This window comes from Streptomyces sp. NPDC051662 (genome assembly GCF_040681655.1).
Lineage (GTDB): Bacteria > Actinomycetota > Actinomycetes > Streptomycetales > Streptomycetaceae > Streptomyces.
Genome location: NZ_JBFAZD010000004.1, coordinates 299,553 through 325,399 on the forward strand (window position 1 = coordinate 299,553; position 25,847 = coordinate 325,399).

The window sequence follows — 25,847 nt, forward strand, 5'->3', positions numbered from 1 at the left end:
TCTTACGTCTCTTGCCGCATGGGTGTACGGGTGTACGAGTCTTGGTAGCGCCAGTCCCGGCAGTCGCCGAAGCTGTTGCGCAGCCGCTCCAACATCGCAGCCAGCTGCCCGACCTCGTCGTCGGTCCAGTCGTCGAGCGTCCGCGCGAACATCTCGGTCGTCCGCCGGGCGAGCTCGTTGATCAGCTCCAGGCCCGCCGGGGTGAGCCGCAGGATGCGGGAGCGCTTGTCCGCGGGGTCCGGGGACCGCTCGATCCAGCCACGCTCGGCGGCGTGGGCGACATGTCTGCTGGTTACCGACATATCGACAGCGAGCAGCTCGGCGAGGCGGCTCATCCGCATCTCGCCGTGCCGGTCGAGCAGGGTCAGCACGGCGGCGGTGCCGGCCGGGCACTCGGCGGGGAGGACGCGTGCCAGCCCCCGTTTGACGGTGCCGATGGCACTGAGCTGTCGGGCCAGTTCCGCGTACTGGCTCTGTGCTGCGGCCATGGGCCCTCCCGACATCTTGTTGCTTGGGGCAACCATAGAACCATAGAAGCTGTTGGTTGCTGCAGGCAAACGAAAACGGGCTGAGTGGAGTAAAGGAACCCAAAAGGCTTCGCATGGTCGAGGTCAATGCCCGGCGCGGGAGCTGTCGGGGAGTCGTCGAGGAGTCGTCGAGGAGGGGTGAGCGGCCGTCGCGGGGCTGTCGCGGGAGTTGTTCCGGGAGGGCGTACGGGGGCGTATCAGTCAGCGGCGGGCCCGGCGTCGGACGCGATTCGCACGTTCGCTAGGGTCCTGGCGTATGGCACACAACCCCCATGCCCCGCAGGGCCCCGAGGGCAATCCCGACCCCGCGGGCAGCACCCAGATGTTCCGTGCGTTCGTCGACGACGGCGAGCCGCAGCGTCGGCAGGCGCCGCCCCAGCAGAGCGGGCCGAAGGTCGGAGTGATCGTCGGCGTTGTCGCGGCCGTCGTGGTCCTGGCCGTGGTGGCCTGGCTGGCTTTCGCCTGACCCGGTCCCCCGACTCGGTGATGTAACCCCGTTCCGTAACCCGGTCCTCCGACCTGGTCCGGTCCGGTCGTTCCGAACCCCGCCCGCGACATCGCCCGAGAACGGGCGAGGGGCGGGGTCCGCGGGCCTCAGTCCGAGATCAGCCCTTCCCGCAGCTGCGCGAGCGTACGGGTCAGCAGCCGCGAGACATGCATCTGGGAGATGCCCACCTCTTCGCCGATCTGCGACTGGGTCATGTTCGCGAAGAACCGGAGCATGATGATCTGGCGCTCGCGGGGCGGCAGTTTGGCCAGGAGCGGCTTGAGCGACTCGCGGTACTCGACGCCTTCGAGCGCCATGTCCTCGTAGCCGAGCCGGTCCGCGAGCGAGCCCTCCCCGCCGTCGTCCTCCGGTGAGGGCGAGTCCAGCGAGGAAGCGGTGTACGCGTTCCCGACCGCGAGGCCGTCGACCACGTCCTCCTCCGACACGCCCAGTACGGCGGCGAGTTCGGGAACGGTCGGCGAGCGGTCCAGCTTCTGCGCCAGCTCGTCGCTCGCCTTCGTCAGCGCGAGCCGCAACTCCTGGAGCCGGCGCGGCACCCGCACCGACCATGAGGTGTCCCGGAAGAACCGTTTGATCTCGCCGACGACGGTCGGCATCGCGAACGTCGGGAATTCCACGCCGCGTTCGCAGTCGAACCGGTCGATCGCCTTGATCAGGCCGATCGTGCCGACCTGGACGATGTCCTCCATCGGCTCGTTGCGGCTGCGGAACCGGGCCGCCGCGTAACGCACCAGCGGGAGATTCAGCTCGATGAGGGTGTCACGTACGTAGGTGCGCTCCGGGCTGTCCTGATCGAGTACGGCGAGCCGCAGGAACAGGGAGCGGGACAGAGTGCGGGTGTCGATGGCTTCCGGCTGGGACACACGCGGCTGGACCACGTGGTCGAGAGCATCGGGCGCGGGAGCGCTCTTTGTGAGCGTGAGCACCTTCGAGCTGCCCTGTTCTACGGACATGCCACCCCCTTGAGGTCGCGGACGGTCGCGTCGGCCGCTCCCGTCGGTGGAACGCAGCCTCCACCTGAATACCGGAGCCGGGAGTGCGGCAAACGCGGTTCCAGCAGAATGTCACATGTCGGCAACACGCTGTAGTGACATGTCGACAAGTTAGTGCTGAATCCGCCCTGGAAAGAGGGGGTGTGGGGCTTTTCGGGCCGCGAAAGGGAGTCGAAGTGGGTCTACCCCTGTGGGTTACGACTCGATCCGATTTGCGGATCGAAGTCGGGCAAAACTTCTGGCCAGAAGTCTTGACACATGCATCTGGGAAACTCCCAATTCCTGACTGATCTGGGACTGTGTCAGGTTGTTGTAGTACCGCAGCATCAGGATCCGCTGTTCCCTCTCGGGCAGTTGTACGAGCAGATGCCGCACCAGATCGCGATGCTCGACCCCGGCCAGCGCCGGGTCCTCGTAACCGAGCCTGTCCAGCAGGCCCGGCAGTCCGTCACCTTCCTGGGCGGCCTCCAGTGAGGTCGCGTGGTACGAGCGCCCCGCCTCGATGCAGGCCAGTACCTCGTCCTCGGAGATCTTCAGCCGCTCGGCGATCTCGGCGGTCGTGGGGGACCGGCCGTGCGCCGTCGTCAGGTCCTCGGTCGCGCCGGTGACCTGTACCCACAGCTCGTGCAGCCGACGCGGAACATGAACCGTGCGCACATTGTCCCGAAAGTAACGTTTGATCTCGCCGACGACGGTCGGCATCGCGAACGTGGGGAACTGCACCCCGCGGTCCGGGTCGAATCGGTCGATGGCGTTGATCAGACCGATCGTGCCGACCTGGACGACATCCTCCATGGGCTCGTTGCGGCTGCGGAACCGGGCCGCCGCATAGCGCACCAGCGGCAGATTCGCCTCGATGAGCGCTCCACGCACCCGGGTGTGTTCCTCGCTGCCCGGCTCAAGCCCCTTCAGCTCGGCGAAGAGGACCTGGGTCAGCGCTCTGGTGTCCGCACCCCGGCTCTGCGACGTGGGGCGGGGCTCGGTCTCGATCTGGGGCAGCAGTTGAGGCGTAGTACTGGCCGGCACGGTGACGCCACCCCTTTGCGGTCGACTACGTCAACTCATCCGTCAAAAGCGGTCATAGCATCACAAGACATGTCCACTGTGTGCAAGCACCTGAAAAAACCGTGTTGACGGCAAGATGGAGCAATAAACCCAAAAGCCCCACACCGAATGGGTGTGGGGCGAGGAGGCGGGAGGCTCAGAACTCGTAGTCGGCGATCACCCAGGTGGCGAATTCACGCCACTGTGCGACGCCCGCCTGGTGCGCCGGGTGCTCCAGATAGCGCTGGAGTGCCTCGTGATCGGCGACGGCCGCGTTGATGGCGAAGTCATAGGCGATCGGGCGGTCGCTGATGTTCCAGGCGGACTCCCAGACCTCCAGCTCGGGCACCTGCCCGCCGAGATCCTTGAAGGCCTTCACCCCCGCGACGACACGCGGCTCGTCGCGCGAGACACCCTCATTGAGCTTGAAGAGGACCAGGTGGCGGATCACGGGCACTCCTTGGAGGACGCGGAGAAGAGGGAGGGGACGCGGACCGGGGGAGTGGAGCGCCGGCGCGGATCGGTCCGTAACCGAGCGTCGGTCAGTTGATGAGCTCGGACATGAACTCGCCCACACCCTGAGCGGCGCCGGAGATGCCCTCGAACCCTACCTGGACAAGATCGGCGGCCCGGGCAGGCGACGTGATGATCGTGTACAGCACGAAGACGGCGACCGCGTACAGCACTATCTTTCTCGCTTGCCCCATCCGCCGCTTCCTCCCCTGTCTTCCCAGTGCGGTCGCGCGTGAGTCTAACCGTATGAACGCCTCTGCCCAGAGGCCGCTCTCACGCACGACTCACCCCGGGAGCGGGGGCCCCTCGGCCTGTACATGCTGATGCCCCGAGCGGGGACTACCGGTGTCCTGGGGGCGAGCCTTGGCGGTCGGCAAGGCAAACCCTCGCGTGCGCGGGGCCGCGGGAAATGACCTGGGAGGTTATGCGGGCCGGCGCCTGTTCCTACTCACCCGGCTGCTCGATCCTCGCCTGCTCCACCAGCTCCGGATACGGGTCCTCCTCGTCCAGGTCCGACTCATGCAGCGTCATGACCGACCACGGGACCGGACAGGGCGGGGCGTGGTCGGGGTCCGGGCAGAGGATTCTGGTGATCTGCTCCTTGATCTCGTCGGCCTGCTGCCGCGTGGCGTAGACGCCCAGCCGCACTTCCCAGATGCTTCGCTCTTCGGACATCGCCGGCCTTCCTGCTGGCACCCATCGAAGTGAATAAAGAAAGTGGACAAAAAGGGGCGGGGGCGAATCGGACGCCTCCCGCCCTTTTCGGACGACCTTTTTGGACGCTACCAGACGCGCTTCGCGTCGCAGTGGCGCTTGTAGTGGTTGGGCGGAACGGGGACGTTGCGCTTGGCGTCGTTGATCGCGGCCTGCTTGGAATTGCCGCTGCCGTCCGCGCGGTCGTAGCCGACGACGTTGTTGTCACTGATACGAACGATCTGGCACTGGACCGTCGCGTGCCAGGTGCGCTGGATCGAGATGCCGCCCCGCGGAGCGGCGTCGGGGAAGGTCGTGGCGGTCGCGGCGGGCGCGATGAGGCCGCCGAGCGCGAGGGTCATCGCCCCCACGGTCAGCGCGGTACGGAACTTCTTCACGGGGTCCTCCTGGGTTCGGTGAAGCACGGGACGTGCGTTCTTCGCAGCCGCGGCGCCTCCGACCCTCGCACCCGCGCCCGCCGAACGCAGTGGCTGACAGCCCGGTTGGCAGCGTGTCGGCAGGTGGCAGCCGCAGGACTGCCACACCGGCGGACCTGCCACGGACTGCCAACGACGTACGGTCCGCACCGAGCTCTGAACCGACGCGGCCTCCACCGCTACGTACTGGTCGTAGCGACCACGACCCCGGAGGAGACCCATGGTGTACGACACGGCCCACCGGCCCCTGGCGGGGCGGCGCGACAACCCCTCGCTGGTGACCGTGGTGGGCACGGAACTGGCCCGCAACAAGCGGGGGTTCGTGCCCTGGTACCACCTGCTCGCGCCGATCGTCATCACCGTCCCGCTGTTCCTCGGGGCGCTCGGCTCCTCCGAGGCGAAGGCCGGGCAGACCTTCGAGGTGTTCCGCAATGTGACGCTGGAGTTCTGGGGCGTGCTGGTGCCGATGACGGCGGGGCTCGCCGCGGCGCTGACGGTCCGCGCCGACCAGGACGCCTGGCGGCTGCTGCTGTCGTACGGCGTACCGCGCCGCCGGTACTTCATGGGCAAGGTGGCCGCCCTCGGCGTGCTCGGTCTCGTGTCCTCCACGGTGCTGCTGGTGATGCTGTCGCTGGGCGCGATGATCAGTGGAAAGTTCCCCGGGGCGATGGGGACGGTGGTCGCGGCGGTCTATCTGCCCTGGCTGGTGGGGCTGTCGATGACGGCCCTGGCCGTGCTGGTGGCGGTGATGTGGGGCACGGGCCCGAGTATTGGGGTGGGTGTCGCGGGGCTGCTGTGCGGGGCGCTCGTCTCGGACAAGGACTTCTGGTACGCCGTTCCGTTCGCCTGGCCCATGCGGGTGGTGCTGCCGCTGGCCGGGATCGGGCCCAACGGGGTGCCGTTGCCCGACGGCAGTCCTGTGACCGCCATGTCGGCGATCCCGCTCGCCGTCGTCCTCGCCCTCGTGCTGACCGCGATCCTGCTGGTCGTCGGCAGCGCGCACATGAGCCGTAAGGAGATCTGACCATGACGACGACGGCTGCCCCCGCGCTGTCCATCCGGCGGCTGCACAAGCACTACGGCACCCACCGTGCCCTCGACGGCGTGGACCTCACGGTGTCGCAGGGAGAGGTCTACGGCCTGCTCGGGCCGAACGGCGCAGGCAAGACGACCCTGATGAAGACGGTGCTGGGTCTGCAGCGGCCCACGTCGGGCGGTATCGAGCTGTTCGGCGGGCCGGTCGGGCGAGAGGCGCTGGCGCGGGTCGGCGCGCTGATCGAGGTGCCCGGTCTGTGGCCGACGCTGACGGGCGACGAGACGCTGCGGCTGCACGCCTCGCTGCGCTGTGTCCCGAAGGAGTGGATCGAGCCGGCCCTCACTCTGGTGGGGATGACCGGGGCGCGTGACCGCAAGGTCGGCGCGTACTCCCTCGGGATGCGATGGCGGCTGGGCATCGCCGTGGCGCTGCTGGCGCGACCGCGGCTGATCATCCTCGACGAGCCGACCAACGGGCTCGATCCCGTGGGCATCCGGGAGATGCGCGGGATCATCCGGTCGCTGGCCGGTGAGGGCGTGGCGGTACTGATCGCCAGCCACCAGCTGGCGGAGGTGGCACAGGTGTGTGACCGGGTGCAGGTCCTGGTGGCGGGGCGGACACAGTACGAGGGTCCGCTGGCCGGGCTTGCCGACGACGGTGACCTGGAGGCCGGGTTCTTCCGGCTGCTGGAGACAGCGGATGCGGGCGTGCGCTGAACGGCCCCCCGGGGACGCCTCCGGCCCCCGGGACGCCTCCGGCCCCGGGGACATCCCGGGGCCGGAGACGGCGTCAGGGCCGGAGGGCATGTCTCGGCGGGTCCCGCCGTGGCGGCGGGCCGCTCAGCCGGCCTGCGACCTGACGCGGTCGCCGGTATCGGCCGGTGCCGAGACGACGGACATCAGTTCGGCACGGCCCCGGACGCCGAGTTCGTCGTAGAGCCTGCGGATGCGGCGGTACATGGACCGCTCGGAACAGTAGTGACGGCGTGCTATCTCCGACACCGTCATGGACGTGCGGAGCTGGCGGACCAGCTCCCGGTCGGCCCGGTGCAGATCCGGGGCCGTCGAAGCTCCCGCCGCTTGCAGTCCCGGGAGGGCCACGGGACGCGTGACCCTCCTGTCGGTGACGTGTACGGGGGCCCGCCTGGCGTCGGCGGGGACGGTGGCCGGGACGTCGGCGTGGGTGATGGCATGGGCCCGCAGTTGCGCGCGGACCATGCCGATCTGGCTCTCGCCCGAGATGGCCACGTTGAACACGAAGTTCGCGCCGGAGCGGATGGCGTAGTAGGTGTGGTGGCCCGAGAGGTCGTTCGTGACGGCGATGAGCAGAGACAGCGGGTGCCGTACCCGCAGAGTGCGCAGTTCCTCGGCCTGGAACTCGCTGTTGACCGGCAACAGCACCGGCAGGCTGAGCCCACCTGGAGCGTTCAGTTCCCCTTCGTCCACGAAGTCGACGTGGTCGAGGCTGCGGCGGAGCGTTTCGAACGGTGAGTCCGCCGAACCCGGCGAGTCGAAGTGACTCCTGAGGCCGGCATGGACCAATACATGAAAAGGCTGGGACTCGTGCACTGCGTTCTTCCCCCGTGTGTTGTGGATCCCTCTTGTTCGTCGCGGTCGTCGGTCTGTCGGTGCGGTGGTCTTGTCGTCGCGGTGGTCTTGTCCGAGTGCCGGTCGGCTGGTCAGGCGGGCCGGCAGAGTTTCATGGTTCGGCTGAGCAGGACACCGATACTCACCTTGCCGCCTCCGTCGCCGGAGGCGCGCACCGGATCGATGTCCGCGTACCCCGCTTCTCGGGCACGGTCGTTGAGCGCGTAGGTGGTGCCGTCGGGGACGGTGAAGACAGCCTGGCCGTTGTCGCGGCACTCGGCGGTGCCGTGATCGACGTTCAGCGGCCACATGTAGCCGAGGTTCTTCTCGCTCATCGCCTGCTTCGTGGTGGTCGGGCTGGGCAGCGGCACCGGATCCCCGGTGGCCGGGTCGCTGCGACCGGAGCCCGAGCAGGCGGTGAGCGCCAGCAGGATCAGGCCGGTGAGTGCGGATGCGGTGACGGTGGTGCGGCTTCGGGCTTTCGCGATCATGTGTCGGTCATTTCTCCTCGGAGCGTGCGGTTGTCTCGGGTCGTGCTGTCGGCGGCGAGCAGTGCGGCGTAGCCGTCCTCCAGGGACGGCTCGACCGGGCGGGCGCCGGGCGCCGGCGCGGCGGTGACGATGCGGTACTCGGCCTCCCCGGCCGTGTTGACCGCGCTGACCACCTGTGCGCCGGGGGGCGGCCCGCCCCCCGGGCCGCCCGCCCGGACGATGTACGTGTGGCCCGCGGCCTGGCTGACCAGCGCGGCGGTGGTGTCGTGGAAGACCAGCCGGCCGGTGGCGAGTACGGCCACCTCCGAGCAGGTCTGGGCCACGTCGTCGAGGATGTGGGTGGAGAGCAGGACGGTGCGACCGCCGCCGAGTCCGGCGAGCAGGGTGCGGAAGCGCATCCGTTCGTGCGGGTCGAGTCCGGTGGTCGGCTCGTCCACGATCAGTACGGACGGGTTGCCCAGCAGGGCCTGCGCGATGCCGATACGCCGTCTCATGCCGCCGGAGTGTCCGGCGAGCCGCTCGGACGCCCGGTCCTCCAGGCCGACTTCGGCGAGCCGCTCCGCTACCTGGCGGCGGCGTTCCCGCTTGTCGTGGATGCCTTTGAGTACCGCGATGTAGTCGAGGAACTCGCGTGCCGTCAGATCGGGGTAGAGGGACAGCTCCTGCGGCAGGTAGCCCAGGGCGCGTTTGGCGGCGGTGAGGCCGGCGGTCGTCGACAGGTCGTGGCCGGCGACCGTGACCCGGCCGGAGGTGGGCCGCAGGACGCCGGTGAGGATGCGTAACAGGGTTGTCTTTCCGGCCCCGTTGGCGCCCAGCAGGCCGACGGTACCGCTGTCGACGTGCAGGTCGACAGCGTTCAGCGCACGGCGCCCGCCACGGTAGACCTTGGTCAGCTTTTCCGTGGTGATGTTCATGATGCTCCGTGTCGTCGGATACGGGCGACGAGATGGCCGAGCGCGTGGCAGGCCAGGGCCGTCGCGAGGACGAGGGCGAGGTTCAGCAGCGCGGTGCTGTCGCTCACGGCGGGGCGGAGGGCTCCGCTGCCCTCCCGCGTCGCCCATACGGTCGGGGCATGCGCCCAGGCGACGAGCGGATAGCCGCCGAGCGGTGACAGGACGGTGCCGGTGACCGTGGGCACCGGTGAGAACGACGGCGGGAAGTGGCAGGCCCACAGCCAGATCACGACCAGGACGGCCCGTGCGACGGCCACCGGCATCAGCAGGCCGAGCAGCCCGCCGAGCGCCGTGGCGAGTGCCGCCGCCGGGAGGACGGCGGTCAGGAGCGCGAGGACCGCCGAGCCGAGCGGCGCGGGGGAGCCGTCGGTGGCCGCGACCGCTCCCGCGTACAGCAGGAACAGCGCGGCGACCGGGGCCAGCGCGGTCAGCAGCGGACCGGCGAGGGTCCCGGCGGTGCGGGCCGTCGCCGCGGCCGGGGTGGCGGTGAGCAGTTCGGGCAAGCCGCTCGTCTCCAGGGCCCGGCGCAGCCGGTCGGCGAGCGCGATGCCCACGCCGAGCGTGCAGAGGGTGTTGACGAGCACCGCGGCGGCGCCGGTTCTCGCGGTCGCGTCGGCGTGCCCGATGATGGCGGGCGAGGACACGGCCAGCAGCAGGCTCAGCAGGGCGAGGGGCACCACGGCGCCCCAGACGACCTTGCGGCGGGCGGCCATCAGCGCCTCGTACCGCAGGGTCCACAGCAGTGCGCCCATCATGTCTCCCCGTCGGAGCTGTACGGGGCGGTGCCCCGGTCGAGTCGGGTGCCTGCCCGCCCGGGTTCGAGGGCCCTGAGGGCCCGTACGGTGAGCAGGGCGCCGGCCGGCAGGGCGAGCAGGGCCTGTGCGGTCCCGTCCGGCACGATCCGGTCGACCAGCAGCAGCTTGGCCAGGACGGCTGCCACGACCAGGCCGGTGGCGGGCGCGGCGGACCCGAACCGGACCGTGGCCCAGACCGCGCCACCGCTGAGCAGGACCGTCAGTCCGGCCAGTTCCAGCAGGACGGCCGCCGGGTCGAATCCCCGGGGCCCGGTGAGGGCCAGCAGCGTCACCAGCACCCCCGCCGAGAGGGCCGCGACGGTGATGGGCCAGGACAGGCGGCGGGCCACGGCGAGCGGGTAGCGGGTGGGCAACGACAGGTGCAGCTCAAGCAGTTGCTCGCGTGCCACCACGGCCGCGCAGGCCAGTGCCGTGGCAGCGGGCAGGGCGCAGCTCAGCGTGGCGCGGCCCAGCAGCATGCCGGCGCCGGAACCGGTCGTACTGGTGAGGTAGGCGAGGAGTGCCGCCAGTACCGGGAGAAGGAATGCCTGTCTCCCGCAGCGGCGTGCCTCGTGTGTCCACCGCGTCGCAGCGGTCATGTCACGGCTCCACCATCTTCCCGACCCCGTTTTCCTTTCTCGTTGTTGTGTCCCTGGCTGTTGTGTCTCTGGCGGGCTTCCCGCGCGCTGCTCCCTTCCGGTGGTCAGGCCCGCGATGGCACACGGGGGGGGGTACCGCCGTTCGCGGTCGGCTACGGGGGCGCCGGCCACTGGCGGCGGTACACCCTGTACGTAGCGGCGGAGCGCCCCGAGGTTCACGGCACAGGCGGTGGACGCGGGGTGCGCATCCGGCCGGCTACCGCGAGGTGGTGTCCGGAAAGGTCCGCATGGCGCCGACGGCCCAGCCCAGGAGGGCCACGGCCAGGGCCGGTGTCCAGGGAGTCGTGGACAGCAGGGGGCCGAGGAGGGCGTCGAGCGGGGTGGGGAAGATCCCCTGGGGTCCGCTCACCACGCCCAGCAGCCATATCGTCCCGCCCGCCGCCGCCCCGGCCGCCGGGCTGAACCTGACCGAGACCGCGAGGGCGCAGGACGCGGCCAGCAGGGACTGCCCGAGCCAGGCCGAGACCACCCGCGACCAGCCGGGCGGCCCGTCCACCAGGGTGGAGCAGAGCAGGGCCAGCGCCACGTCGACGCAGAGCACCACCGTCAGCCGGGCCAGGAACACGGCCGTGGGCGGGATCGGGAGGGTGAGGAGCAGTTCGCGTCGCGGGTCCCAGCGGGGCGAGGCCGTCATCAGCGCACCGAGCATCACCAGCAGTACCGCCACCGCGGCGAACAGCCGCAGCCCGAACCGCTCGTGCACCTGCACCGACGCCAGCAGCGCCGCCCCCACGAAGGCAGCCGCGCTGAGCGGCGCCCAGCTCTTCGGCATCAACACGGCCTGCCGGACGACCAGTTGCCAGGTCGTCCGCAAGGAGTCGCCGAGGTGAGGGGTGGGGGGTGCGGTGGCCGTACGGCTTCCCGGCGCGACAGCCGGAAGGTTTCCGGCGTTGGCGTCGTCCGGTCCCGCGGCGGTCCGTGCCTCCGCCCCCGCCAGCACACCCCCCAACAGCACCTCGAACGAGGGCGGGGACACGGTGCGCTCCGCCGCCTCCGCCCGTACCGCCGCGCCGATGTCCCGCCACGCCGCCATCCGGCTACGGCAGTCGGCGCATCCGGCCAGGTGCCCTGGGGAAAGCGGGTCGCGCGGTGCCGTGTGCGCCAGGCGGGCCAGGGCGTCGTCCGTGAGGTGTTCTGTCGTCATCGTCGTTCCGCTCCTTCCAGCCGCCTGGCGGCGAGCATGCGGCCCAGCCGCTGTCGCGCCTGGGACATTCTGCTCTTGACGGTGCCCACCGGGATCGCGAGCACGGTGGCCACTTCCGGATAGGGGAGATCCTCGACCAGGACCAGCGTGAGCACCTCGCGCAGATGCTCCGGCAGTGCCGCCACGGCAGTCATCAGCTCGGCGTGCTCGGCGTCCCGCATGATCTGGTCCTCCACGCCCGGTGCCGGATCCGGCACGTCCCTGGCCTCGGCCAGATCGGTCAACAGCGGCCGGGCGCGACGCAGTTGGTTGTGAGCCTGTCGTCTGGCCACGCCCATCACCCACCCCTTGACCGAGGACTCGCCGCGGAACGCGGTCGCCGAGCGCCACACCGCGAGCCAGGTCTCCTGCAGGATCTCCTCCGCCACGCCCTGGTCGGAGGTGAGTCTGCGGATGAGACGGAGCACGGCGGTGGCATGCCTCTCGTAGAGGACACGCAGGGCGGTTTGGTCGCCGGCGGCAACGGCGGCGAGCAGGGCTTCGTCCGGACACACACCCCATACGTATCCAAAAGCGCCGGGTCGGTTCGCGGTTTGTGCCGTTCCTGACGATTCTGGCTGGAACTCGTCCGGCGCCCGCCCACCCTCAAGCGCGCCTCTCAAGCGCGCCCTTCAGCGCCCCTCAGAGACACCCCTGCCACAGGACTGCCATCGCTGCCATTCCGGTCCAGAGCTGTTGTCCGGCCACGAACGCCCATGGTTCGGTGATGTCCGGATCGCGATTCACACACATTCGTCCGATTCTTGCGAAGGAGTATCCGCATGGGCAGCATCAACGCACCCGTCCTGTCCGCCAAGGACACGGACCTGTTCGACCTCGACCTGGAGATCGGTGTCGAGAAGTCGGTCGCGGGTCCGGCCATCACCAGCGTCTCGTGGTGCACCCCTGGCTGCACCAGCGAGGGCGGCGGCTCCGGCTGCAGCCACTGCTGCTGACGGCAGACGACACGACAGGAGCCATGGGGCGGGGGCCGCCCCGCCCCATGGGCCATTCCCGGCACGGGACCGGAACGGCAGGACGACAGGACCGGAACGGCACGACGACAAGGAGGAGCACACCGTGGGGGCATCGTCATCGGCATCGTCACCGGAGCACCGGAGCCGGCCGGAGAACCTGTTCGAGGCCAGGGACATCTTCCTGTACCGGGCGCCCATGGCACCGCACGGCCCCGGCCTGCCCCTGCCCACGGAGGGTCCCCGGGACCTGGACGCCTGCGCCGCCCTGCTCGGCTCGGTCCACGCCGACCCCGCCTTGAGCGAGGCGCTCGACCTGGCCTCGCCCAGCCTCAGCGCCATGATCCGCCGCGTCACGGAGCGTGGCCCGCGCGGGATCAGGGCGGGCCAGCTGCGCCGGGCCGCCCTCGCGGTGCTGCGCTACGACATCCGGATGCGGACCCGGCCCACCCCCTTCGGCCTCTTCGCCGGCGTGGCCACCGGCCAGTTCGACTCCACCGCCAAGCTTCAGCGCGGCACGGAACACCGCACCCGCACCCACGCCGACATGCAGTGGCTCACCCGGCTCGTACACCGCCTCGAACAGGACCCGGCCGTCCTGTCCACGCTCACCGTCCAGGCCCACCAGGCCCTGGCCGTACGCGGGAACCGGCTGGTCCTCACCTCTTCCTCCGCACAGGGCGTCCGCCTCACCGAGGGCGGCGAGACACGGTCCACGGTCTCCGTATGCCACACGCCCGTCGTCGAGCGGGCCGTGACCGAGGCCGCGGCGCCACTGCCGTACGGCGAACTGGCCGGGCGCCTCGCGGACGCCTTCCCGGGCGCCCCCGTCGAGAAGATCCGGGCGCTGATCGGCGAGCTGGTGCGGCAGGAGATCCTCATCACCGGGCTACGTCCGCCCCTGGACGGCGGCGACCCACTGCGGCACGTACTGGACCTGCTCGCACCCGTGGCGGAGGTGTCCGAGGAGACCCGCCGCCTCCACACCGCGCTGCTGGCGGTGGACCGCGAGCGGCAGGCGTACGACGCGGTGGGCGTCGGTGCCGGGCGCGAGCGGCTCGGCCGGCTGCTGGAGACGGCGCGCTCGGCGGAGCCGGACGACACCCCCCTGCACATCGACACCCGCCTCGACAGCGCCCTGCATCTGCCCTATGCGGTAAGGGAGGTGATCGAGCGTGCCACGGACGTGATGTGGCGGCTGTCCCGCCCCAAGCTGGGGCTGTTCGCACTGCGGGACTACCACCGCCGGTTCCTCGACGTGTACGGCGCCGACCGCCTCGTACCGGTCCTGGATCTCCTGGACGAGTCCACGGGCCTCGGCGCCCCGGCCGGTTACGGCTGGCCCAACGGCGACACGCCGCCCGGCGCCGCGCCCGACACCCCGCGGACGGCACGCCGGGACCGGGCCATGGCCCGGCTGGTGGCCGCGGCACAGCGGGCCGGGCGGCGCGAGGTCGTCCTCGGTGACGCGGACCTCGACGAGCTGTGCCACGACAGCGCCGATCCGGCGGAGCTGCCCAACTCCGCGGAGGTGACCGTACAGGTCGCCGCGGACTCGGTGGAGGCCCTGGACGACGGGGACTTCCGGGTCTTCCTCTCGCCCTCGCCCGGGTCGCACCGTGCCGGGTCGACCTTCGCCCGGTTCGCCGATCTGCACCCCGCCTGGCGTAGCGAGTTCGCCGCGCTGCACCGGGACAACCCGGTGCATGTGGCGGACGCCGTCGCCGTCGACCTCGCCTTCCGCACCCGCTCGGGGAGGGCCGCCAACCTGGCCCACACCACTCCGGCCACCGGCCGCCGCATCGGCGTCGGCGTGCCCGACGTGCCCGGCACGGAGGAACTGCGCCTGTCGGACATCGGCGTCGGCGCCACCCTCGACCGGCTCACCGCCGTCCATCTGCCCACCGGCCGCGAGATCGTGCCCGTGCTCGGCAACATGGTCAGCGCGCCCGCCCAGGCCCCCAACGCCGTACGGCTGTTGTGGGAGATCGGCCTGGAGGGGCAACGGCTGTGGGAGCCATGGAACTGGGGGCCGCTCGCCGACGCGCCCTTCGTCCCCCGGGTCCGGTACGGCGCCTTCGTACTGGCCTGCGCCGTATGGCGGCTGGACGAACCCCGCGCATGTGCCGCGGACGCGCGGGGCGCCGACTGGGACCGCGCGGTCGCGGACTGGCGTGCCGCCTGGGACGTACCGCGCCGGGTCCTCGCCGTCACCGCCGACCAGCGCCTGCTGCTCGACCTCGGCGACGCCTGGCACCGTGAGCTGCTGCGCGACCAGGTGCTGCGCCACCCCGACCTGATCGCCCAGGAGGTCCCCGGCGAGTACGAGGGCTGGCTGGAGAGCCCGCTCGCCGGGCACACCGTCGAACTGGTCGTCCCGCTGACCCGCCGCGAGAGGGGCCTGCCCCGACGGCGGCCGTACGCCGGACGCCATCAGCCCGCCCGTACCGTGCACGGCCTGGGCGGTGAGTGGCTGTACGTCAAACTGCACGGCTCCGCCCGCGCCCAGGACGACCTGCTGCGCCGCCACGTCCCCGAACTGGTGGCGCTGGCCGCCGAGAAGGGCGCCGACGGCTGGTTCTTCATCCGCTACACCGACGAGGCCGGCCACCACCTGCGCCTGCGCCTGCACGGCTCCCGGCCCGAGGTCCTGTGGGGCTCGGTAGCGCCCCCGCTCGGCGCCCTGCTGGAGCGCTGGCGCCAACAGGGCCTGCTGCGCGGCCACACCGTCGCCCAGTACGACCCGGAGACGGAGCGTTACGGCGGCCCGGGCGCCCAGCGGCTCGCCGAACAGGTCTTCCAGTACGACAGCGAGGCCGCCCTCGACCTGCTCCGCCTGGCCAAGGACCCGGCGAACGCCCACACGGTCGATGACCTCGCCGCCCTCTCCTGCGCCGCGCTGGCCCACGCCTTCGGACCGCCCTCGCCCCACCACCCCCTGCTCACCGAGGACTTCGGCGACGACGCGGCGGCGGCCTGGCTGTCCATGACCGGCTCGCGCCGGGACCTGCCCGCCGCCTTCCGCACCCGGGCCGCCCACTGGCGCCGGGCCCTCGACCCCTACGGCGGCTGGCCCTGCCTGGACCCCGCCGGCGCCGCCGCCGTGGCGGCCCTGCGCGCCCGGGACGCGGCGGTCCGTCAACTCGCCGACACCGTGAGGGACTCAGGAGGCACGCCCGAGGGCCGCGTCGTCGGTAGTTTGCTGCATATGGTCTGCAACCGCCTCTTCGGTGGGCAGAGCGCCCGCGAGCTCACTGTCCTCGGCATCGCCCGGGGCGCCGTCCAGGACAATTTCCAGCGCCGGAGCCATACCTCATGAACACCGCCACGCTCGGGGCCCAGGAGGCGGTGGCCCTGGTCGCCGACCGGCTCGCCGATCCCGCACAGGTCGCCGCCGTAGCCTCCCGCGACGACAACCGCGACCCGATCTACGACTCCGTCATGTGGGGGCCGCTGACCCTCGCCAACGGCCTGCCGGGCACCGCGCTCCTCTACGCGGAACTGGCCCGCACCGACGAGGCCTGGCGGCAGGTGGCCCACCGGTACATCGCCGCCGCCGGACGGGCGATGAACTCCGCGCCGAGCCGCGGACTGTTCTCCGGCCCCGCCGCACTGCTCGCCGCCGCCCAGAGCTGCGCGGGTCCGGCCGGCCACTACGGCTCACTGCGCCGGAAACTGGCCACCTGGGTCGCCGAGGAACAGCGGGAGCGGCTGCGTGTCTTCCGCGAGCGAGCCGCGAACGGCGGCACCGGTGTCGACTGGGCCGCGTACGACCTGATCAACGGAGTCTCGGGCGTCACCCGCCTGCTCCTGGACTCGGCGGCCGACCCGGCCGAGACCGGCCCCGACGTCGAGTCCGCCCTGGCCGACTCCCTCCGCCACCTCGTGCGCCTCACCGAACCCGTCCGGGTCGACGGCCATGAGGTCCCAGGCTGGTGGGTACCGGCCGCACTCCAGCTCGGCGAACGCGACCGGCACACCTATCCCCGCGGCGACTTCAACCTGGGCCTGGCCCACGGCATCGCCGGACCGCTCACGGTGCTCGGCTCCGCCCACGCCGCCGGGCACCGGGTGCCAGGACTGCGCGACGCCGCGCACCGGATCGCCGACTGGCTGCTGGGCTGGACGCTGTACGACGAGGCGGGACCGTACTGGCCGGCCCGGGCGAGCTGGGACGACGAACTGGCCGTCGACCGGCCGCGCGAGCTGTTCACCCGAACCGCCTGGTGCTACGGCGCCCCGGGCGTCGCCGCCGCACTCTTCCACGCCGGGACCGCCTTCGACCGGCCGGCCTGGCGCACCGCCGCCGTCGACGCCCTGCGCGCGGCGCTGCGGCGGGACGAGTCCAAGTGGGCGATCGAGGGCGCCACCGTCTGCCACGGCCACGCCGGACTGCTGCGCGTCGTGGCCAGGGTCGCGCACGCGACCGGCGACCCCGGACTGCGGGCAGGTCGCGTCTGGTTGACCGCCAAGGTCCTCGACTGTGCCGACGAGGACGCCCCCTTCGGCTTCCGCCACCTGATGCGCTTCCCGGCCGCCGCGCGCTCACCGGTGCCGCACCGGGCCGTGAACACGGCGGGGCTGCTGGAGGGCGCGGCGGGAGTCGCGCTGTCCCTGCTGCCGGTCGATGAGGGGCCGCTGCCGTGGGACCGCACGCTGGGGCTGGTCTGAGCCTGCGGATTCCGGACACCGAGCGAATCGAGGAAAACGACGTGTCGACCGACCTGTCCACCGACCTGTCCACCGATGTGTCCAACGACCGGTCCTCCGGGCTGTCTTCCGACCGGGGTTCCGACTTGTCCTCCGGCCTGTCTTCTGACCGGGGTTCCGCCCTGTCTTCTGACCGGTCCTCCGGCCTGTCTTCCGATGCACCGGCGGCCTTCGAGCTGAGGGGCCTCGTCGTGCGCTACGGCAAGGTGCGTGCCGTCGACGGCGTCTCGGTCAGCTCTCCCCCGGGACGTATCACCGCGCTCCTCGGCCCCAACGGCGCCGGGAAATCCAGCCTGCTGGGCGTGTTGTCGACGGCCTCCCGGCCGCACTCCGGCACGGTCCGTGTCTTCGGGCACGACGTATTGAAGGCCCCGATGGCGGCCCGCCGCCGGCTCGGCCTCGTCTTCCAGGAGCGCACCCTCGACAAGGAACTCTCCGTGGAACGCAACCTGTGGTTCCACGCCCGGCTGTTCGGCATGAAACGGGCCGACGCCCGCGCCCGCATCGACCTCATGCTGGACCTGTTCGAACTGACCGACCGGCGTCGCCAGTCGATCGAGGAGCTGTCCGGCGGACTGGCCCGGCGGGTGGAGATCGCCCGCGCCCTGCTCCACCGCCCCGGCCTGATCGTCCTCGACGAGCCCACCAACGGTCTCGACCCCTCCGCACGGGCCACCGTGTGGGCCGATCTCCTGCGTCTGCGCGACCGGCTGGGTGTCACTGTCCTGTACTCGACGCACTACATGGACGAGGCCGAGTACGCAGACGAGATCGTCATCCTGCGGCAGGGACGGGTGGTCCGGCAGGGCAGTCTGGAACGGCTCAAGAGCAGCCTGGACTCCTCCCGCATCGTGGTGTCCTGCGCCGACGACGAGGCCGCCGCCCGTCAGTTGCGCGCCGCGGGCTTCGCTCCGCTGCACGAACCCGGCGGAGTCGCCGTGCACTGCGCCGATCCCGAGGCGCGGATCGCGGAGGTGGTGCGTGCCCTCGACGTGCCCGGTCTGACCGTCGCCGTCCACCACCCGTCCATGAACGATGTCTACTTGGCGGCCGCGGCCGCGGCCGTACGGGAGGGCGACGACCGGCCGGAGGGCGACGACCGGCCGGAGAGCGGCCGACAGGAGAGCGGCCGACAGGAGAGCGGCCGACAGGAACGTGGCCGACAGGAAGGTGGGAGCACGCCGTGACCACGACCACCGCCCCCGGCCTCGCCCAAGGGTCCGGCGCCCAGGAGTCCGGCGCCCAGGAAGTCGGCTCCCATGAGTCCGGCTCCGAGGACGGCCGCCTGACCGTGGCACTGCGCGCCATCGGCGTCATCGCCCACCGCGATCTGCTCCGGCAGGTCAAACGCCCGGGCATGCTCGTCAGCCAGGGCGTGCAGATCCTCTTCTTCGTCCTCGTCTACGCCGTCGGCTTCAACGGCATGATCGGCTCGGTCGGTTCCGTGTCGTTCAGCGCGTACGTCTTCCCCGGCATCATCGCCATCCAGGTCGTGTCGATCGGTGTCGCCTCCGGCCAGACGTACGCGTGGGACCGCGAGTACGGCGTCCTGCGCGAACTTCTCGTCGCCCCCGTCCCCCGGATCTGTCTGCCCCTGGGCAAGGTGGTCGCCGGGGCGGGCATGGTGACGGCGCAGAGCGTCGTGATGCTCGCCTTCGCCCCGCTGACCGGGGTCGAGCTGACGCCGGGCCGGTTCACCGCCGCGGTCGGCGCCTATGCGCTCGCCGCGGTCGTGTTCAGCGTCATCGGGCTGTGCCTGGCCACCGTCATCAAGCGGGTGCAGACGCTCCAGGCGGCCGTCCAACTGGCCATGTTCCCGATGCTGTTCCTCTCCGGGTCGGTCTTCAGTGCCCAGGAAGCCCCCGACTGGCTGGCCTGGATCATGCACCTCAACCCCATGACGTACGCCGTTGACCTGGCCCGCCAGACCCTGCTGGGAGACGGTGGCCTGCTGCCGTGGTGGGCGGACCTCGGCGCCCTCGCCGGAATCCTGGTCGCGGTTCTGGCCGTGCTGCGCGTCCGGAGCGCGCGATGAGCGGCGCCCGGCCGGCTCCGTCACTCACCGAGGACGAGGCGGCCGACCAGGTTCTGGCGGGCGCCCTGAGCTGGATCGAGGACCGGCTGGAGTGGTTCGCGCCCGAGCGGTGGGAGGAGTTCCTGCCCCGCCGCCCCTTCCGCCCCGGCCCGCTCCTCGAACTCCTCGGCCTGGTCCGGGTCCTGGCCCGCGCGGGTGTCCTCGCCAAGGATGCCGCGCTCGCGACAGCCGCCCTCGACCTCGCCGAACGGGCCGTCTCGGACGCGTCCTTCACGCGCGGACTGCGCGCCGGCGACGCCTTCTTCCCGTACCACCTCAATCTGATCGCCCTGCTGGAGCTGCTGGGACGCCCCCGCGCCGAGTCCCGCGCGGCATGCCAGGCACTGCTCGCGGCGGACGCGGGCGCCCACGCCCAGCCGTACAAGCCGGTGCTCAACCGGATCGAACTCCGTTACTTCGTGGACCGCGGCGGATTCACCGCCCCGGCGTGCCTGCCCGAGGCCCGCGCGCTCCATCGCGAGAGCATCGCCGCACTGGACCCGGACGTTCTCCAGCTGAGCGAGAGCGAGACCTACGCCCTGACCCATGTCGTCTTCTACGCGACGGACTTCGGCCACCGCCCCCTCGATCTCGGCGGGCCGGAGCCGATGGCCCGCCTCCGCGAGACCGTACGCGTCCTGCTCGGCGTGCACCTGGCCCGCGGCAGCCTGGACCTCCTGGCCGAGATGCTGCTGTGCGAGGCGGCCCTGGGCGAAGGGCCCGTCGTGGACCCGCTGCCGGGTGAGGGCTGGAACGCGCTGGCCCGCGCGGCCCGGCCGGACGGTGCCGTGCCCGGCCCCGTGCACCGCCCCGAGATCCTGGCCGGTCTCCAGGGCGACAAGGCCACCGCGTACCTCTTCGGTACCTGCTACCACACGACGACCGCGGCGGCCCTGGCGGCCACGGTACGAAGAGACCGGAGGCGTCCCGCACAGAGCCCCGGCGGCCCCCTGATGCCGTCCGCGGATCCCGCCCGCGTGCGCGCCTGGGCCCGCGAGGTCTCCACGACCGCCGCCACCGCCCCCGCCGCGCTCCGGGCGGCCTGGGCCGATCGGCTCGACCCGCTGCTGGTGCTCGGAGTCCAGGCCCACGACCCGGCCGTCCTCGCGGAAGTCCTGCGAGCCGCCGAACAGCTCGGCCGCTTCGACCACCCCATCCCCCGAAGGGCGGCGGCACTGCTGGCCGCGTGGACGGGCTGACAGCCCTTGACCGAGGCGGGGCCCCCGGCCCAGATCCCGCCGCCGGGGAGGTGGGCGCCGGGCACGTCGGGGAGAGCCCCGCCGATCCCGCAGGCCGGGCACGGTGCCCGGCCGCAGGTGCACTGCGTGATCTGGCGGGGGATGAACCCTGTGGCGATCTCGACAGGCCATGGTTCCTCACCCTCCCGGCGGCGGACGAACCGCTCAGGGGTGGTGGAGTGCGGTTCGTGCGTGTTCGCCGGCGCTTCTTCCTCCAACTCCCGAGCCGGCGCGACTGTGGTAGCGATCTGAGAGGCCAGGCTTGGGTGCCGGTCGTCGCCGGGGCGTACGTGTGTCGCTCGGGGAGCCGTCGAGGCATCGCCAACCCCGCACGCGCGGGGACCACGACCTTGACGTGAGCGCGTCCGCGTTCGGCCCGGGACCAACCTCGCATGCGCGGGGACCACCGACGCCCCCGTTTCGGCACTGCTGGACGTCAGCAAGGGACCAACCCCGCACGCGCGGGGACCACGAGGGCTGACCTACCGGTAGTAGGCGGACCAGGGGACCAACCCCGCAGGCGCGGGGACCACACCCGCACGTCCTGCGCCGAGGTGGCGAACCGGGGACCAACCCCGCAGGCGCGGGGACCACGCGGACGACGTGGACGAGACGGGCCGCGGCCTGGGACCAACCCCGCGGACGCGGGGACCACAGCGTCGCCCACCGGGAGAAGCCCACCCGGCCGGGGATCAACCCCGCACGCGCGGGGACCGCGCCCATTCGGTCGTTGGATACCGGTCGTAGGAGGGACCAACCCCGCACGCGCGGGGACCACCGCTGGCGCAGCTGTTGCGCGATACGGCGCTCGGGACCAACCCTGCGGGCGCGGGGACCACGTTGTGTTCCACTCCGACGCGCTGAACAGCCCGGGACCAACCCCGCACGCGCGGGGACCACCTGCTCCATCGCGGACTTGGGGTCCGCAGCAGGGGACCAACCCCGCAGGCGCGGGAACCACCCGCTCCTTGAGGGCATGGTCACTCTGATGTGGGGACCAACCCCGCGGGCGCGGGGGCCACGTGGAGTCCCGGAAACCGGGTGTTGAGCTGGAGGGACCAACCCCGCGGGCGCGGGGACCACGTCATGCCGCACGGGCACTTGGTCTCGTGCCAGGGACCAACCCCGCAAGGGCGGGGACCACAGCATGGGCGATTACCAGGGGCGGGGTGTCCAGGGACCAACCCCGCACGCGCGGGGACCACGAACGGTTCTGGCTCGGTCTGCCCGGCCACACGGGACCAACCCCGCACGCGCGGGGACCACCTCGTGTACGGCTACACCGAGACCATCGACCAGGGACCAACCCCGCACGCGCGGGGACCACGGCTACATCCACATGGACAACAACACCGCCCAGGGACCAACCCCGCACGCGCGGGGACCACCCCCGAATCTCAACGTATTGCAATCCCGCAACGGGACCAACCCCGCACGCGCGGGGACCACGACCAGATGCTCAAGATGCCCGACAAGACGGTGGGACCAACCCCGCACGCGCGGGGACCACACCAGCATCCCCAGCATGATCTACAAGGCGCTGGGACCAACCCCGCACGCGCGGGGACCACGGCACCGCGTAGCGGGAGGACCCAGTCACCTGGGGACCAACCCCGCACGCGCGGGGACCACGTGATGAAGCCGCGGGACCGCACGGTCAAGAAGGGACCAACCCCGCACGCGCGGGGACCACGTGATGAAGCCGCGGGACCGCACGGTCAAGAAGGGACCAACCCCGCACGCGCGGGGACCACACTTCATCCAGGTGGCGGGAGGCTGACGTGGCGGGACCAACCCCGCACGCGCGGGGACCACCATGCTGCTGTACGTGCCTTCAACGCCGGGCAGGACCAACCCCGCACGCGCGGGGACCACGCGCCGAGCGGGCGGGTGAAGGGGAGTGGCCGGGGACCAACCCCGCACGCGCGGGGACCACGGCAGGACGCGGGCCTCGTCGTGCTCGCATGGGGGACCAACCCCGCACGCGCGGGGACCACCGCTCGTGCATCCAGGCCGCGGATGTGCACGAGGGACCAACCCCGCACGCGCGGGGACCACAGCAGCTGACCTGGGAGTTTATGCGGGCAGGTGCCTGTTTTTGCTTACTTCTTCAGTTTCCGACATAGCGCCCCTTCTTCTCCTATGGGAATCTCTCTGAAACTCTTCCCGGCCCGTCATGCGCGGTGCTCTCTCCCCTCCGGCCGGCTACCTGCCGCCGAACCTCCTCCGCTTAGACGCCTTGCTCCAGCCCTGCCGTGGGACTTCCGTAGACCGTGGCGAAGCGCGTGGCGCGTCGGGGTTGGGGCGGTGGATGAGGGTGAGGCCCTCGTGGTTCGTCGGGTGCCAGGCGTGGTCGTGGGTTTCGAATGTGTAGCCCTGCTCGTTGTTCGTCTGATAGGCGAGCAGGGCGCGGCCCTGGCCCGCGTATTGCCGTACCTCGTTCCACAGGGCTTCGCGTACGCGGGTGGAGGGGGCGCCGAGGAATACGCCCGGGGAGATTTCGAGGAGCCAGCGGGTGAGGAAACCCCTCAGGCCGACCGGACAGTTGGTGAGGACGATGACGGTCACCAGATGACCTCGTCGCCGTGGTTTCGGCCGCTTTCGACATGGACGTCGCCGTCGGACTGGAGGGTGACACGGTCCTGAGGCGTGTCTGCCGTGTCAGCCGTGTCAGCCGTGTCGGCCGTGTCACGTGTGCCGTCGTAGCCGAGCAGGTTCTTGATGTCCCGGACGCAGCGGTCGAGCAGGCCCGTCTCGTTGATGCGGTCCCGGAGCAGCCTGCGGGTTCGCGCCGCGACGTCCTCTTCGCCCTCGGCCGCCGCGTCGAAGGCCGCTGGGATGGCCACATCGGTCTTGTAGAAGTCCGCCACGTCCAGGACGAACGACCTTTCGTGGCCGGAGTGGACGAAGCCCAGGCCCGGGGAGCAGCCCAGAGCCGCTACGACGGCGTGGGCGATGCCGTACATGCACTGGGCCGCCGCGGTGACGCCCTGGTTGGGGGCGTCACCGGCCGAGAAGTCGTCGCGGTGATAGCCGCGGCGGCGCCAGGGGACGCCCGTGCGGGCGGACTCGCGTTTGTAGCAGTCCTTGAGGCGGCGGCCTTCCATGCTGAGCAGTTCCTGCCGGGTACGGCCGGCGGGGTCCTCGTCCGGGAAGCGCAGCCGGTACATCGCGCGGGCCACTTCCAGCCGGGTGCGGCGGTTCGCCCAGGCGGTGGCCTGGGCCTCGACCAGGCCCGAGGAGCGGGTCAAGGCCCGCCCGCCCGCGTAGTAGCGCACTCCGTGCTCACCGACCCAGGCGACGCCCGCGCCGGAATCACCGAGGACGGCCATGGCCTGGTGAGTGATGCGCGTACCCGGGCCGAGCAGGAGAGTGCCGATGGTGGCGGATGGAATGTGCGTCACTCCGTCCGCGTCCTCGGCGGTGATCGCGTTGGAGTCCCGGTGCACGGTGCACCGCTCCAGGTACACGAACGAGAGACGGTCGCCGATCCGGTGAGTTCACGGGGAGATGAAGCGCCCCGGCGGCTGACAGTGCTCATCGGTCACCGCACCGGGGCGAGTGTCATCAGACCGCAGCCGTACGCCTTGGCCTTGCCCAGACCATGGGTGAGCGTCCGGCGGAAGACCTCCGGGTCGGTGACGCGCAACCGCCCGTCGAAGGTGACCTTGGTGAAGCGGACGTCCTCGCGGCCGCTCTTCGCCGGCGGCCTGCGGAACTGCAACGGGCGCTGGTCACGGACGATCAGCTCGTGTTCGTCGCCGCGCTCCAGGAGCTGTCGTTCCACCGGTTTCCGAACAATCTCGAACCCCGCCTGCTCCTGCCGTTGCAGCAGCCAGCGCGTCTGGTGGAACGGGGTCTGGTGCGCGGCACGCTTGGTGGGTTCGCCCTCCTTCGCATGCTTGTGGTGGATGTGGTGAACCGGGTTCGCCGTGAGTCTGAATCCCCAGGTGTCCCCCTCGGCGAGCGCGGTGAGGAACCGGTCGTACGCGAAGGTCGTCCAGCCGGGGCCGTCCGCCGCCGGCCAGCCCGCCTGGTCGACCAGATGGGTCAGATCGGGTCGGGTGGGGCTCACGATGAACAGCAGCGTTTCGGCGGGTGCGTCGCGGTCGACGCGCCACAGAACGCGGGGGCCCGAACCGTCCCGGGTCGGGAGCGCGGGAAAGGACATGTTCACCGCACCATGCAATGCAATGCAATGCGATGCAATGCGATGCGATGCGATGCGACGCGATGCGATGCGACGCGATGCGATGCGATGCGATGCGGTGAGCTGAGCAGCCGCTGGGCGTCGGATCGCCCGGTGTTGACGCGAAAGCGGGTGAGGTACATCAGGTTGTCCTCGATGTGACGGGCGTGAGCAGGGTGGTCGGGTCGTGGGGCGGGGGCGGGGGCGGTGGCGGGGGTGTCGGTGCGGTGGGTACCGGGATCTGGGCGCCACGGACGCCGCGCAGCCCGTACCGCCTGTCGCGCGGGTCGTAACTCAGCGGAAGGTCGCGCAGCGTGATGTCCGGAGCCTCGTCGGCCGCGCAGTCGAGCAGGATCTCCAGCCGCTCCTGGCCGGGCCGGGAATCGGGCCCGTGGCGGGTAGCTCGGACGCGTTGATTCCGGTACCACTCGGATGCCTGCCAGGGGGCTTCTCGCAGAGCCTCTTCCAGGCCGGTGTCCAGGGGCTCCGCCATCGTGATCGGCTGTGAGGGAGGACACGAGCGCCGTCCGAGATACGGCAGGAACACCGGATCCAGCAGCGCCTCGTACAGTGCGTTGAGGAACCTCGGCGTGCCCTCCACCCCCGCCACGAACACCGCGTCCGCGAGGTAGAAGCGCTCCGACAGCGGCATGGCCTTGCCCGAGTCCGCGTGGTGCGCGGTCTGGAAATCGCGAAGCCGGCTACCCGGCTGGTCGATCCGTACGCCGAACGTCAGTGCGGAAAGGTCGGCGAGGTCGGCGTCCCGGGCACGGCCCTGAGCCGCGGCGAGCAGGCCGAGGACGCCACTCTTCGTTGGAGCGTTCTCCGTCGTGCGGCGGGTGAAACGGGCCGCGGACCCCCACGCCTGAAGGGGGCCCGCGAGCCGCAGCAGCAGCACGCTCATGCTTCGGGCTCCGACGTGGAGTCGGCGGACTTGAGCTCCAACCTGGCGGCCACGGCGTCCCCCACGGCCGTTACCAGCGCGGGCAGCGCCATCTCGGTGCCCAGGCCGGAGAGCGCCGTCGTTTCCGTACCCACCCGAAGCACCCAGCTCTGCCCGTGCCCGGCGTCGGTCAGCCCGTACTGGCTCTCCAGCTCAGGCACGTACGTCGCGAGCCGCTCGCAGCTCTGTTGGAGGAAGCCGCCCTCCTCCCCCACCGTGACCGGCTTCTCGAACGCGGCTACGAAGCTGATCGGGCGCCGGGAGCGGAGCTTGCGGATTCAGGAGCGGGCTCGCTTCCGTCGC

28 protein-coding genes, 1 pseudogene and 1 CRISPR repeat array are annotated in these 25,847 nt (G+C 71.2%); of the genes and pseudogenes, 9 read left to right on the forward strand and 20 right to left on the reverse strand.

Translation table 11 applies throughout. The annotated features are described in order from the left end of the window. Positions 1-2: 2 nt before the first annotated feature. Entirely contained in the window at positions 3-488 is a 486-nt protein-coding gene (locus AB0M67_RS09030) for a MarR family transcriptional regulator (protein ID WP_365744177.1), read from the reverse strand. Positions 489-783: 295 nt separating this feature from the next. Here AB0M67_RS09030 and AB0M67_RS09035 point away from each other — a divergent pair, with 295 nt between their 5' ends. Further along, positions 784-993 carry a hypothetical protein gene (locus AB0M67_RS09035; protein ID WP_129767389.1) on the forward strand — a complete coding sequence of 70 codons (210 nt, stop codon included), beginning with the start codon at positions 784-786 and terminating at the stop codon, positions 991-993. Between the two features lie 128 nt (positions 994-1,121). On the opposite strand, the gene AB0M67_RS09040 is transcribed toward AB0M67_RS09035, so the two are convergent. The 6 genes from AB0M67_RS09040 to AB0M67_RS09065 form a co-directional block, all read right to left on the reverse strand. Beyond that, on the reverse strand, positions 1,122-1,988 hold the full coding sequence (locus AB0M67_RS09040; RefSeq protein WP_030349953.1) for an RNA polymerase sigma factor SigF: 867 nt from the start codon (positions 1,986-1,988) through the stop codon (positions 1,122-1,124). A gap of 234 nt (positions 1,989-2,222) precedes the next feature. Beyond that, complete coding sequence (locus AB0M67_RS09045) at positions 2,223-3,053, reverse strand: RNA polymerase sigma factor SigF (RefSeq protein WP_249951583.1); 831 nt, start codon at positions 3,051-3,053, stop codon at positions 2,223-2,225. Between the two features lie 175 nt (positions 3,054-3,228). Further along, entirely contained in the window at positions 3,229-3,522 is a 294-nt protein-coding gene (locus tag AB0M67_RS09050; protein WP_365744180.1) for a Dabb family protein, read from the reverse strand. 91 nt (positions 3,523-3,613) lie between these two features. Then, the gene (locus tag AB0M67_RS09055) at positions 3,614-3,778 is read right to left on the reverse strand and encodes a hypothetical protein (protein ID WP_365744182.1); all 165 of its coding nucleotides are present in this window, start codon (positions 3,776-3,778) and stop codon (positions 3,614-3,616) included. A gap of 250 nt (positions 3,779-4,028) precedes the next feature. Continuing rightward, positions 4,029-4,259 carry a hypothetical protein gene (locus tag AB0M67_RS09060; RefSeq protein WP_365744184.1) on the reverse strand — a complete coding sequence of 77 codons (231 nt, stop codon included), beginning with the start codon at positions 4,257-4,259 and terminating at the stop codon, positions 4,029-4,031. 107 nt (positions 4,260-4,366) lie between these two features. Further along, complete coding sequence (locus AB0M67_RS09065; protein ID WP_365744186.1) at positions 4,367-4,675, reverse strand: hypothetical protein; 309 nt, start codon at positions 4,673-4,675, stop codon at positions 4,367-4,369. A 259-nt stretch (positions 4,676-4,934) separates the two neighbouring features. Between AB0M67_RS09065 and AB0M67_RS09070 the strand changes: the two genes are divergently transcribed. Together AB0M67_RS09070 and AB0M67_RS09075 are read left to right on the forward strand one after the other, a co-directional pair. Next, positions 4,935-5,738, forward strand: coding sequence for an ABC transporter permease (locus tag AB0M67_RS09070; protein ID WP_365744188.1), 804 nt, complete (start codon positions 4,935-4,937; stop codon positions 5,736-5,738). 2 nt (positions 5,739-5,740) lie between these two features. Continuing rightward, positions 5,741-6,466 carry an ATP-binding cassette domain-containing protein gene (locus AB0M67_RS09075; RefSeq protein ID WP_249951589.1) on the forward strand — a complete coding sequence of 242 codons (726 nt, stop codon included), beginning with the start codon at positions 5,741-5,743 and terminating at the stop codon, positions 6,464-6,466. A gap of 123 nt (positions 6,467-6,589) precedes the next feature. Here AB0M67_RS09075 and AB0M67_RS09080 read toward each other — a convergent pair whose 3' ends face one another. The 7 genes from AB0M67_RS09080 to AB0M67_RS09110 all read right to left on the reverse strand — a co-directional run bounded on the left by AB0M67_RS09080 (position 6,590) and on the right by AB0M67_RS09110 (position 11,931). Then, positions 6,590-7,195 carry a hypothetical protein gene (locus AB0M67_RS09080; protein WP_365744190.1) on the reverse strand — a complete coding sequence of 202 codons (606 nt, stop codon included), beginning with the start codon at positions 7,193-7,195 and terminating at the stop codon, positions 6,590-6,592. A 233-nt stretch (positions 7,196-7,428) separates the two neighbouring features. Then, positions 7,429-7,827, reverse strand: coding sequence for a DUF2511 domain-containing protein (locus AB0M67_RS09085; RefSeq protein ID WP_365744192.1), 399 nt, complete (start codon positions 7,825-7,827; stop codon positions 7,429-7,431). Continuing rightward, complete coding sequence (locus AB0M67_RS09090; protein ID WP_365744194.1) at positions 7,824-8,741, reverse strand: ATP-binding cassette domain-containing protein; 918 nt, start codon at positions 8,739-8,741, stop codon at positions 7,824-7,826. The genes AB0M67_RS09085 and AB0M67_RS09090 overlap by 4 nt, the downstream gene beginning before the upstream one ends. Next, positions 8,738-9,535 (reverse strand): hypothetical protein, encoded by a 798-nt coding sequence (locus AB0M67_RS09095; RefSeq protein WP_365744196.1) that lies wholly within the window; start codon positions 9,533-9,535, stop codon positions 8,738-8,740. Before AB0M67_RS09095 ends, AB0M67_RS09090 begins: the two co-directional genes overlap by 4 nt. Further along, complete coding sequence (locus tag AB0M67_RS09100) at positions 9,532-10,173, reverse strand: hypothetical protein (protein ID WP_365744198.1); 642 nt, start codon at positions 10,171-10,173, stop codon at positions 9,532-9,534. Before AB0M67_RS09100 ends, AB0M67_RS09095 begins: the two co-directional genes overlap by 4 nt. A gap of 256 nt (positions 10,174-10,429) precedes the next feature. Next, positions 10,430-11,377, reverse strand: coding sequence for a hypothetical protein (locus tag AB0M67_RS09105; protein ID WP_365744200.1), 948 nt, complete (start codon positions 11,375-11,377; stop codon positions 10,430-10,432). After that, positions 11,374-11,931, reverse strand: coding sequence for a sigma-70 family RNA polymerase sigma factor (locus AB0M67_RS09110; RefSeq protein ID WP_365744202.1), 558 nt, complete (start codon positions 11,929-11,931; stop codon positions 11,374-11,376). Before AB0M67_RS09110 ends, AB0M67_RS09105 begins: the two co-directional genes overlap by 4 nt. A gap of 267 nt (positions 11,932-12,198) precedes the next feature. Between AB0M67_RS09110 and AB0M67_RS09115 the strand changes: the two genes are divergently transcribed. The 6 genes from AB0M67_RS09115 to AB0M67_RS09140 all read left to right on the forward strand — a co-directional run bounded on the left by AB0M67_RS09115 (position 12,199) and on the right by AB0M67_RS09140 (position 20,373). Beyond that, positions 12,199-12,372, forward strand: coding sequence for a gallidermin/nisin family lantibiotic (locus AB0M67_RS09115; RefSeq protein WP_365744204.1), 174 nt, complete (start codon positions 12,199-12,201; stop codon positions 12,370-12,372). 124 nt (positions 12,373-12,496) lie between these two features. After that, on the forward strand, positions 12,497-15,709 hold the full coding sequence (locus tag AB0M67_RS09120; RefSeq protein WP_365744206.1) for a lantibiotic dehydratase: 3,213 nt from the start codon (positions 12,497-12,499) through the stop codon (positions 15,707-15,709). Beyond that, the gene (locus tag AB0M67_RS09125) at positions 15,706-17,061 is read left to right on the forward strand and encodes a lanthionine synthetase C family protein (RefSeq protein WP_365744208.1); all 1,356 of its coding nucleotides are present in this window, start codon (positions 15,706-15,708) and stop codon (positions 17,059-17,061) included. Before AB0M67_RS09120 ends, AB0M67_RS09125 begins: the two co-directional genes overlap by 4 nt. A gap of 41 nt (positions 17,062-17,102) precedes the next feature. Next, positions 17,103-18,287, forward strand: a complete 1,185-nt coding sequence (locus AB0M67_RS09130; RefSeq protein WP_365744209.1) for an ABC transporter ATP-binding protein — start codon at positions 17,103-17,105, stop codon at positions 18,285-18,287. Continuing rightward, positions 18,284-19,135 carry an ABC transporter permease gene (locus AB0M67_RS09135; protein WP_365744211.1) on the forward strand — a complete coding sequence of 284 codons (852 nt, stop codon included), beginning with the start codon at positions 18,284-18,286 and terminating at the stop codon, positions 19,133-19,135. Before AB0M67_RS09130 ends, AB0M67_RS09135 begins: the two co-directional genes overlap by 4 nt. After that, a complete protein-coding gene (locus AB0M67_RS09140) occupies positions 19,132-20,373 on the forward strand; it encodes a hypothetical protein (RefSeq protein WP_365744213.1) in 1,242 nt (413 codons plus the stop codon). Before AB0M67_RS09135 ends, AB0M67_RS09140 begins: the two co-directional genes overlap by 4 nt. Before the next feature lie 356 nt (positions 20,374-20,729). Continuing rightward, positions 20,730-22,470: direct repeats of the CRISPR family, unit length 29 nt; unit sequence GGGACCAACCCCGCACGCGCGGGGACCAC. 147 nt (positions 22,471-22,617) lie between these two features. Here the strand turns inward: AB0M67_RS09140 and cas2e are convergent. The 6 genes and pseudogenes from cas2e to AB0M67_RS09170 form a co-directional block, all read right to left on the reverse strand. Continuing rightward, a complete protein-coding gene (gene cas2e, locus AB0M67_RS09145) occupies positions 22,618-22,980 on the reverse strand; it encodes a type I-E CRISPR-associated endoribonuclease Cas2e (protein ID WP_365744215.1) in 363 nt (120 codons plus the stop codon). Next, positions 22,977-23,953, reverse strand: a pseudogene (cas1e, locus tag AB0M67_RS09150) (type I-E CRISPR-associated endonuclease Cas1e). Before cas1e ends, cas2e begins: the two are co-directional and overlap by 4 nt. Positions 23,954-23,956: 3 nt before the next feature. Beyond that, a complete protein-coding gene (gene cas6e, locus AB0M67_RS09155) occupies positions 23,957-24,601 on the reverse strand; it encodes a type I-E CRISPR-associated protein Cas6/Cse3/CasE (RefSeq protein ID WP_365744217.1) in 645 nt (214 codons plus the stop codon). After that, the gene (locus AB0M67_RS09160; protein WP_365744218.1) at positions 24,586-24,744 is read right to left on the reverse strand and encodes a hypothetical protein; all 159 of its coding nucleotides are present in this window, start codon (positions 24,742-24,744) and stop codon (positions 24,586-24,588) included. The genes cas6e and AB0M67_RS09160 overlap by 16 nt, the downstream gene beginning before the upstream one ends. Further along, complete coding sequence (cas5e, locus tag AB0M67_RS09165; RefSeq protein WP_365744220.1) at positions 24,744-25,505, reverse strand: type I-E CRISPR-associated protein Cas5/CasD; 762 nt, start codon at positions 25,503-25,505, stop codon at positions 24,744-24,746. Before cas5e ends, AB0M67_RS09160 begins: the two co-directional genes overlap by 1 nt. Continuing rightward, positions 25,502-25,822, reverse strand: a complete 321-nt coding sequence (locus AB0M67_RS09170; protein WP_365744479.1) for a type I-E CRISPR-associated protein Cas7/Cse4/CasC — start codon at positions 25,820-25,822, stop codon at positions 25,502-25,504. Before AB0M67_RS09170 ends, cas5e begins: the two co-directional genes overlap by 4 nt. Positions 25,823-25,847 lie beyond the last annotated feature (25 nt).

Excerpts from the sequence above, each read along its gene's own strand:
- AB0M67_RS09030 (WP_365744177.1), bottom strand. The coding sequence starts at position 488 with ATGGCCGCAGCACAGAGCCAGTACGCGGAACTGGCCCGACAGCTCAGT.
- AB0M67_RS09035 (WP_129767389.1), top strand. The coding sequence starts at position 784 with ATGGCACACAACCCCCATGCCCCGCAGGGCCCCGAGGGCAATCCCGAC.
- AB0M67_RS09040 (WP_030349953.1), bottom strand. The coding sequence starts at position 1,988 with ATGTCCGTAGAACAGGGCAGCTCGAAGGTGCTCACGCTCACAAAGAGC.
- AB0M67_RS09055 (WP_365744182.1), bottom strand. The coding sequence starts at position 3,778 with ATGGGGCAAGCGAGAAAGATAGTGCTGTACGCGGTCGCCGTCTTCGTG.
- AB0M67_RS09060 (WP_365744184.1), bottom strand. The coding sequence starts at position 4,259 with ATGTCCGAAGAGCGAAGCATCTGGGAAGTGCGGCTGGGCGTCTACGCC.
- AB0M67_RS09070 (WP_365744188.1), top strand. The coding sequence starts at position 4,935 with ATGGTGTACGACACGGCCCACCGGCCCCTGGCGGGGCGGCGCGACAAC.
- AB0M67_RS09075 (WP_249951589.1), top strand. The coding sequence starts at position 5,741 with ATGACGACGACGGCTGCCCCCGCGCTGTCCATCCGGCGGCTGCACAAG.
- AB0M67_RS09085 (WP_365744192.1), bottom strand. The coding sequence starts at position 7,827 with ATGATCGCGAAAGCCCGAAGCCGCACCACCGTCACCGCATCCGCACTC.
- AB0M67_RS09090 (WP_365744194.1), bottom strand. The coding sequence starts at position 8,741 with ATGAACATCACCACGGAAAAGCTGACCAAGGTCTACCGTGGCGGGCGC.
- AB0M67_RS09095 (WP_365744196.1), bottom strand. The coding sequence starts at position 9,535 with ATGATGGGCGCACTGCTGTGGACCCTGCGGTACGAGGCGCTGATGGCC.
- AB0M67_RS09100 (WP_365744198.1), bottom strand. The coding sequence starts at position 10,173 with ATGACCGCTGCGACGCGGTGGACACACGAGGCACGCCGCTGCGGGAGA.
- AB0M67_RS09105 (WP_365744200.1), bottom strand. The coding sequence starts at position 11,377 with ATGACGACAGAACACCTCACGGACGACGCCCTGGCCCGCCTGGCGCAC.
- AB0M67_RS09115 (WP_365744204.1), top strand. The coding sequence starts at position 12,199 with ATGGGCAGCATCAACGCACCCGTCCTGTCCGCCAAGGACACGGACCTG.
- AB0M67_RS09125 (WP_365744208.1), top strand. The coding sequence starts at position 15,706 with ATGAACACCGCCACGCTCGGGGCCCAGGAGGCGGTGGCCCTGGTCGCC.
- AB0M67_RS09140 (WP_365744213.1), top strand. The coding sequence starts at position 19,132 with ATGAGCGGCGCCCGGCCGGCTCCGTCACTCACCGAGGACGAGGCGGCC.
- AB0M67_RS09160 (WP_365744218.1), bottom strand. The coding sequence starts at position 24,744 with ATGTACCTCACCCGCTTTCGCGTCAACACCGGGCGATCCGACGCCCAG.
- cas5e (WP_365744220.1), bottom strand. The coding sequence starts at position 25,505 with ATGAGCGTGCTGCTGCTGCGGCTCGCGGGCCCCCTTCAGGCGTGGGGG.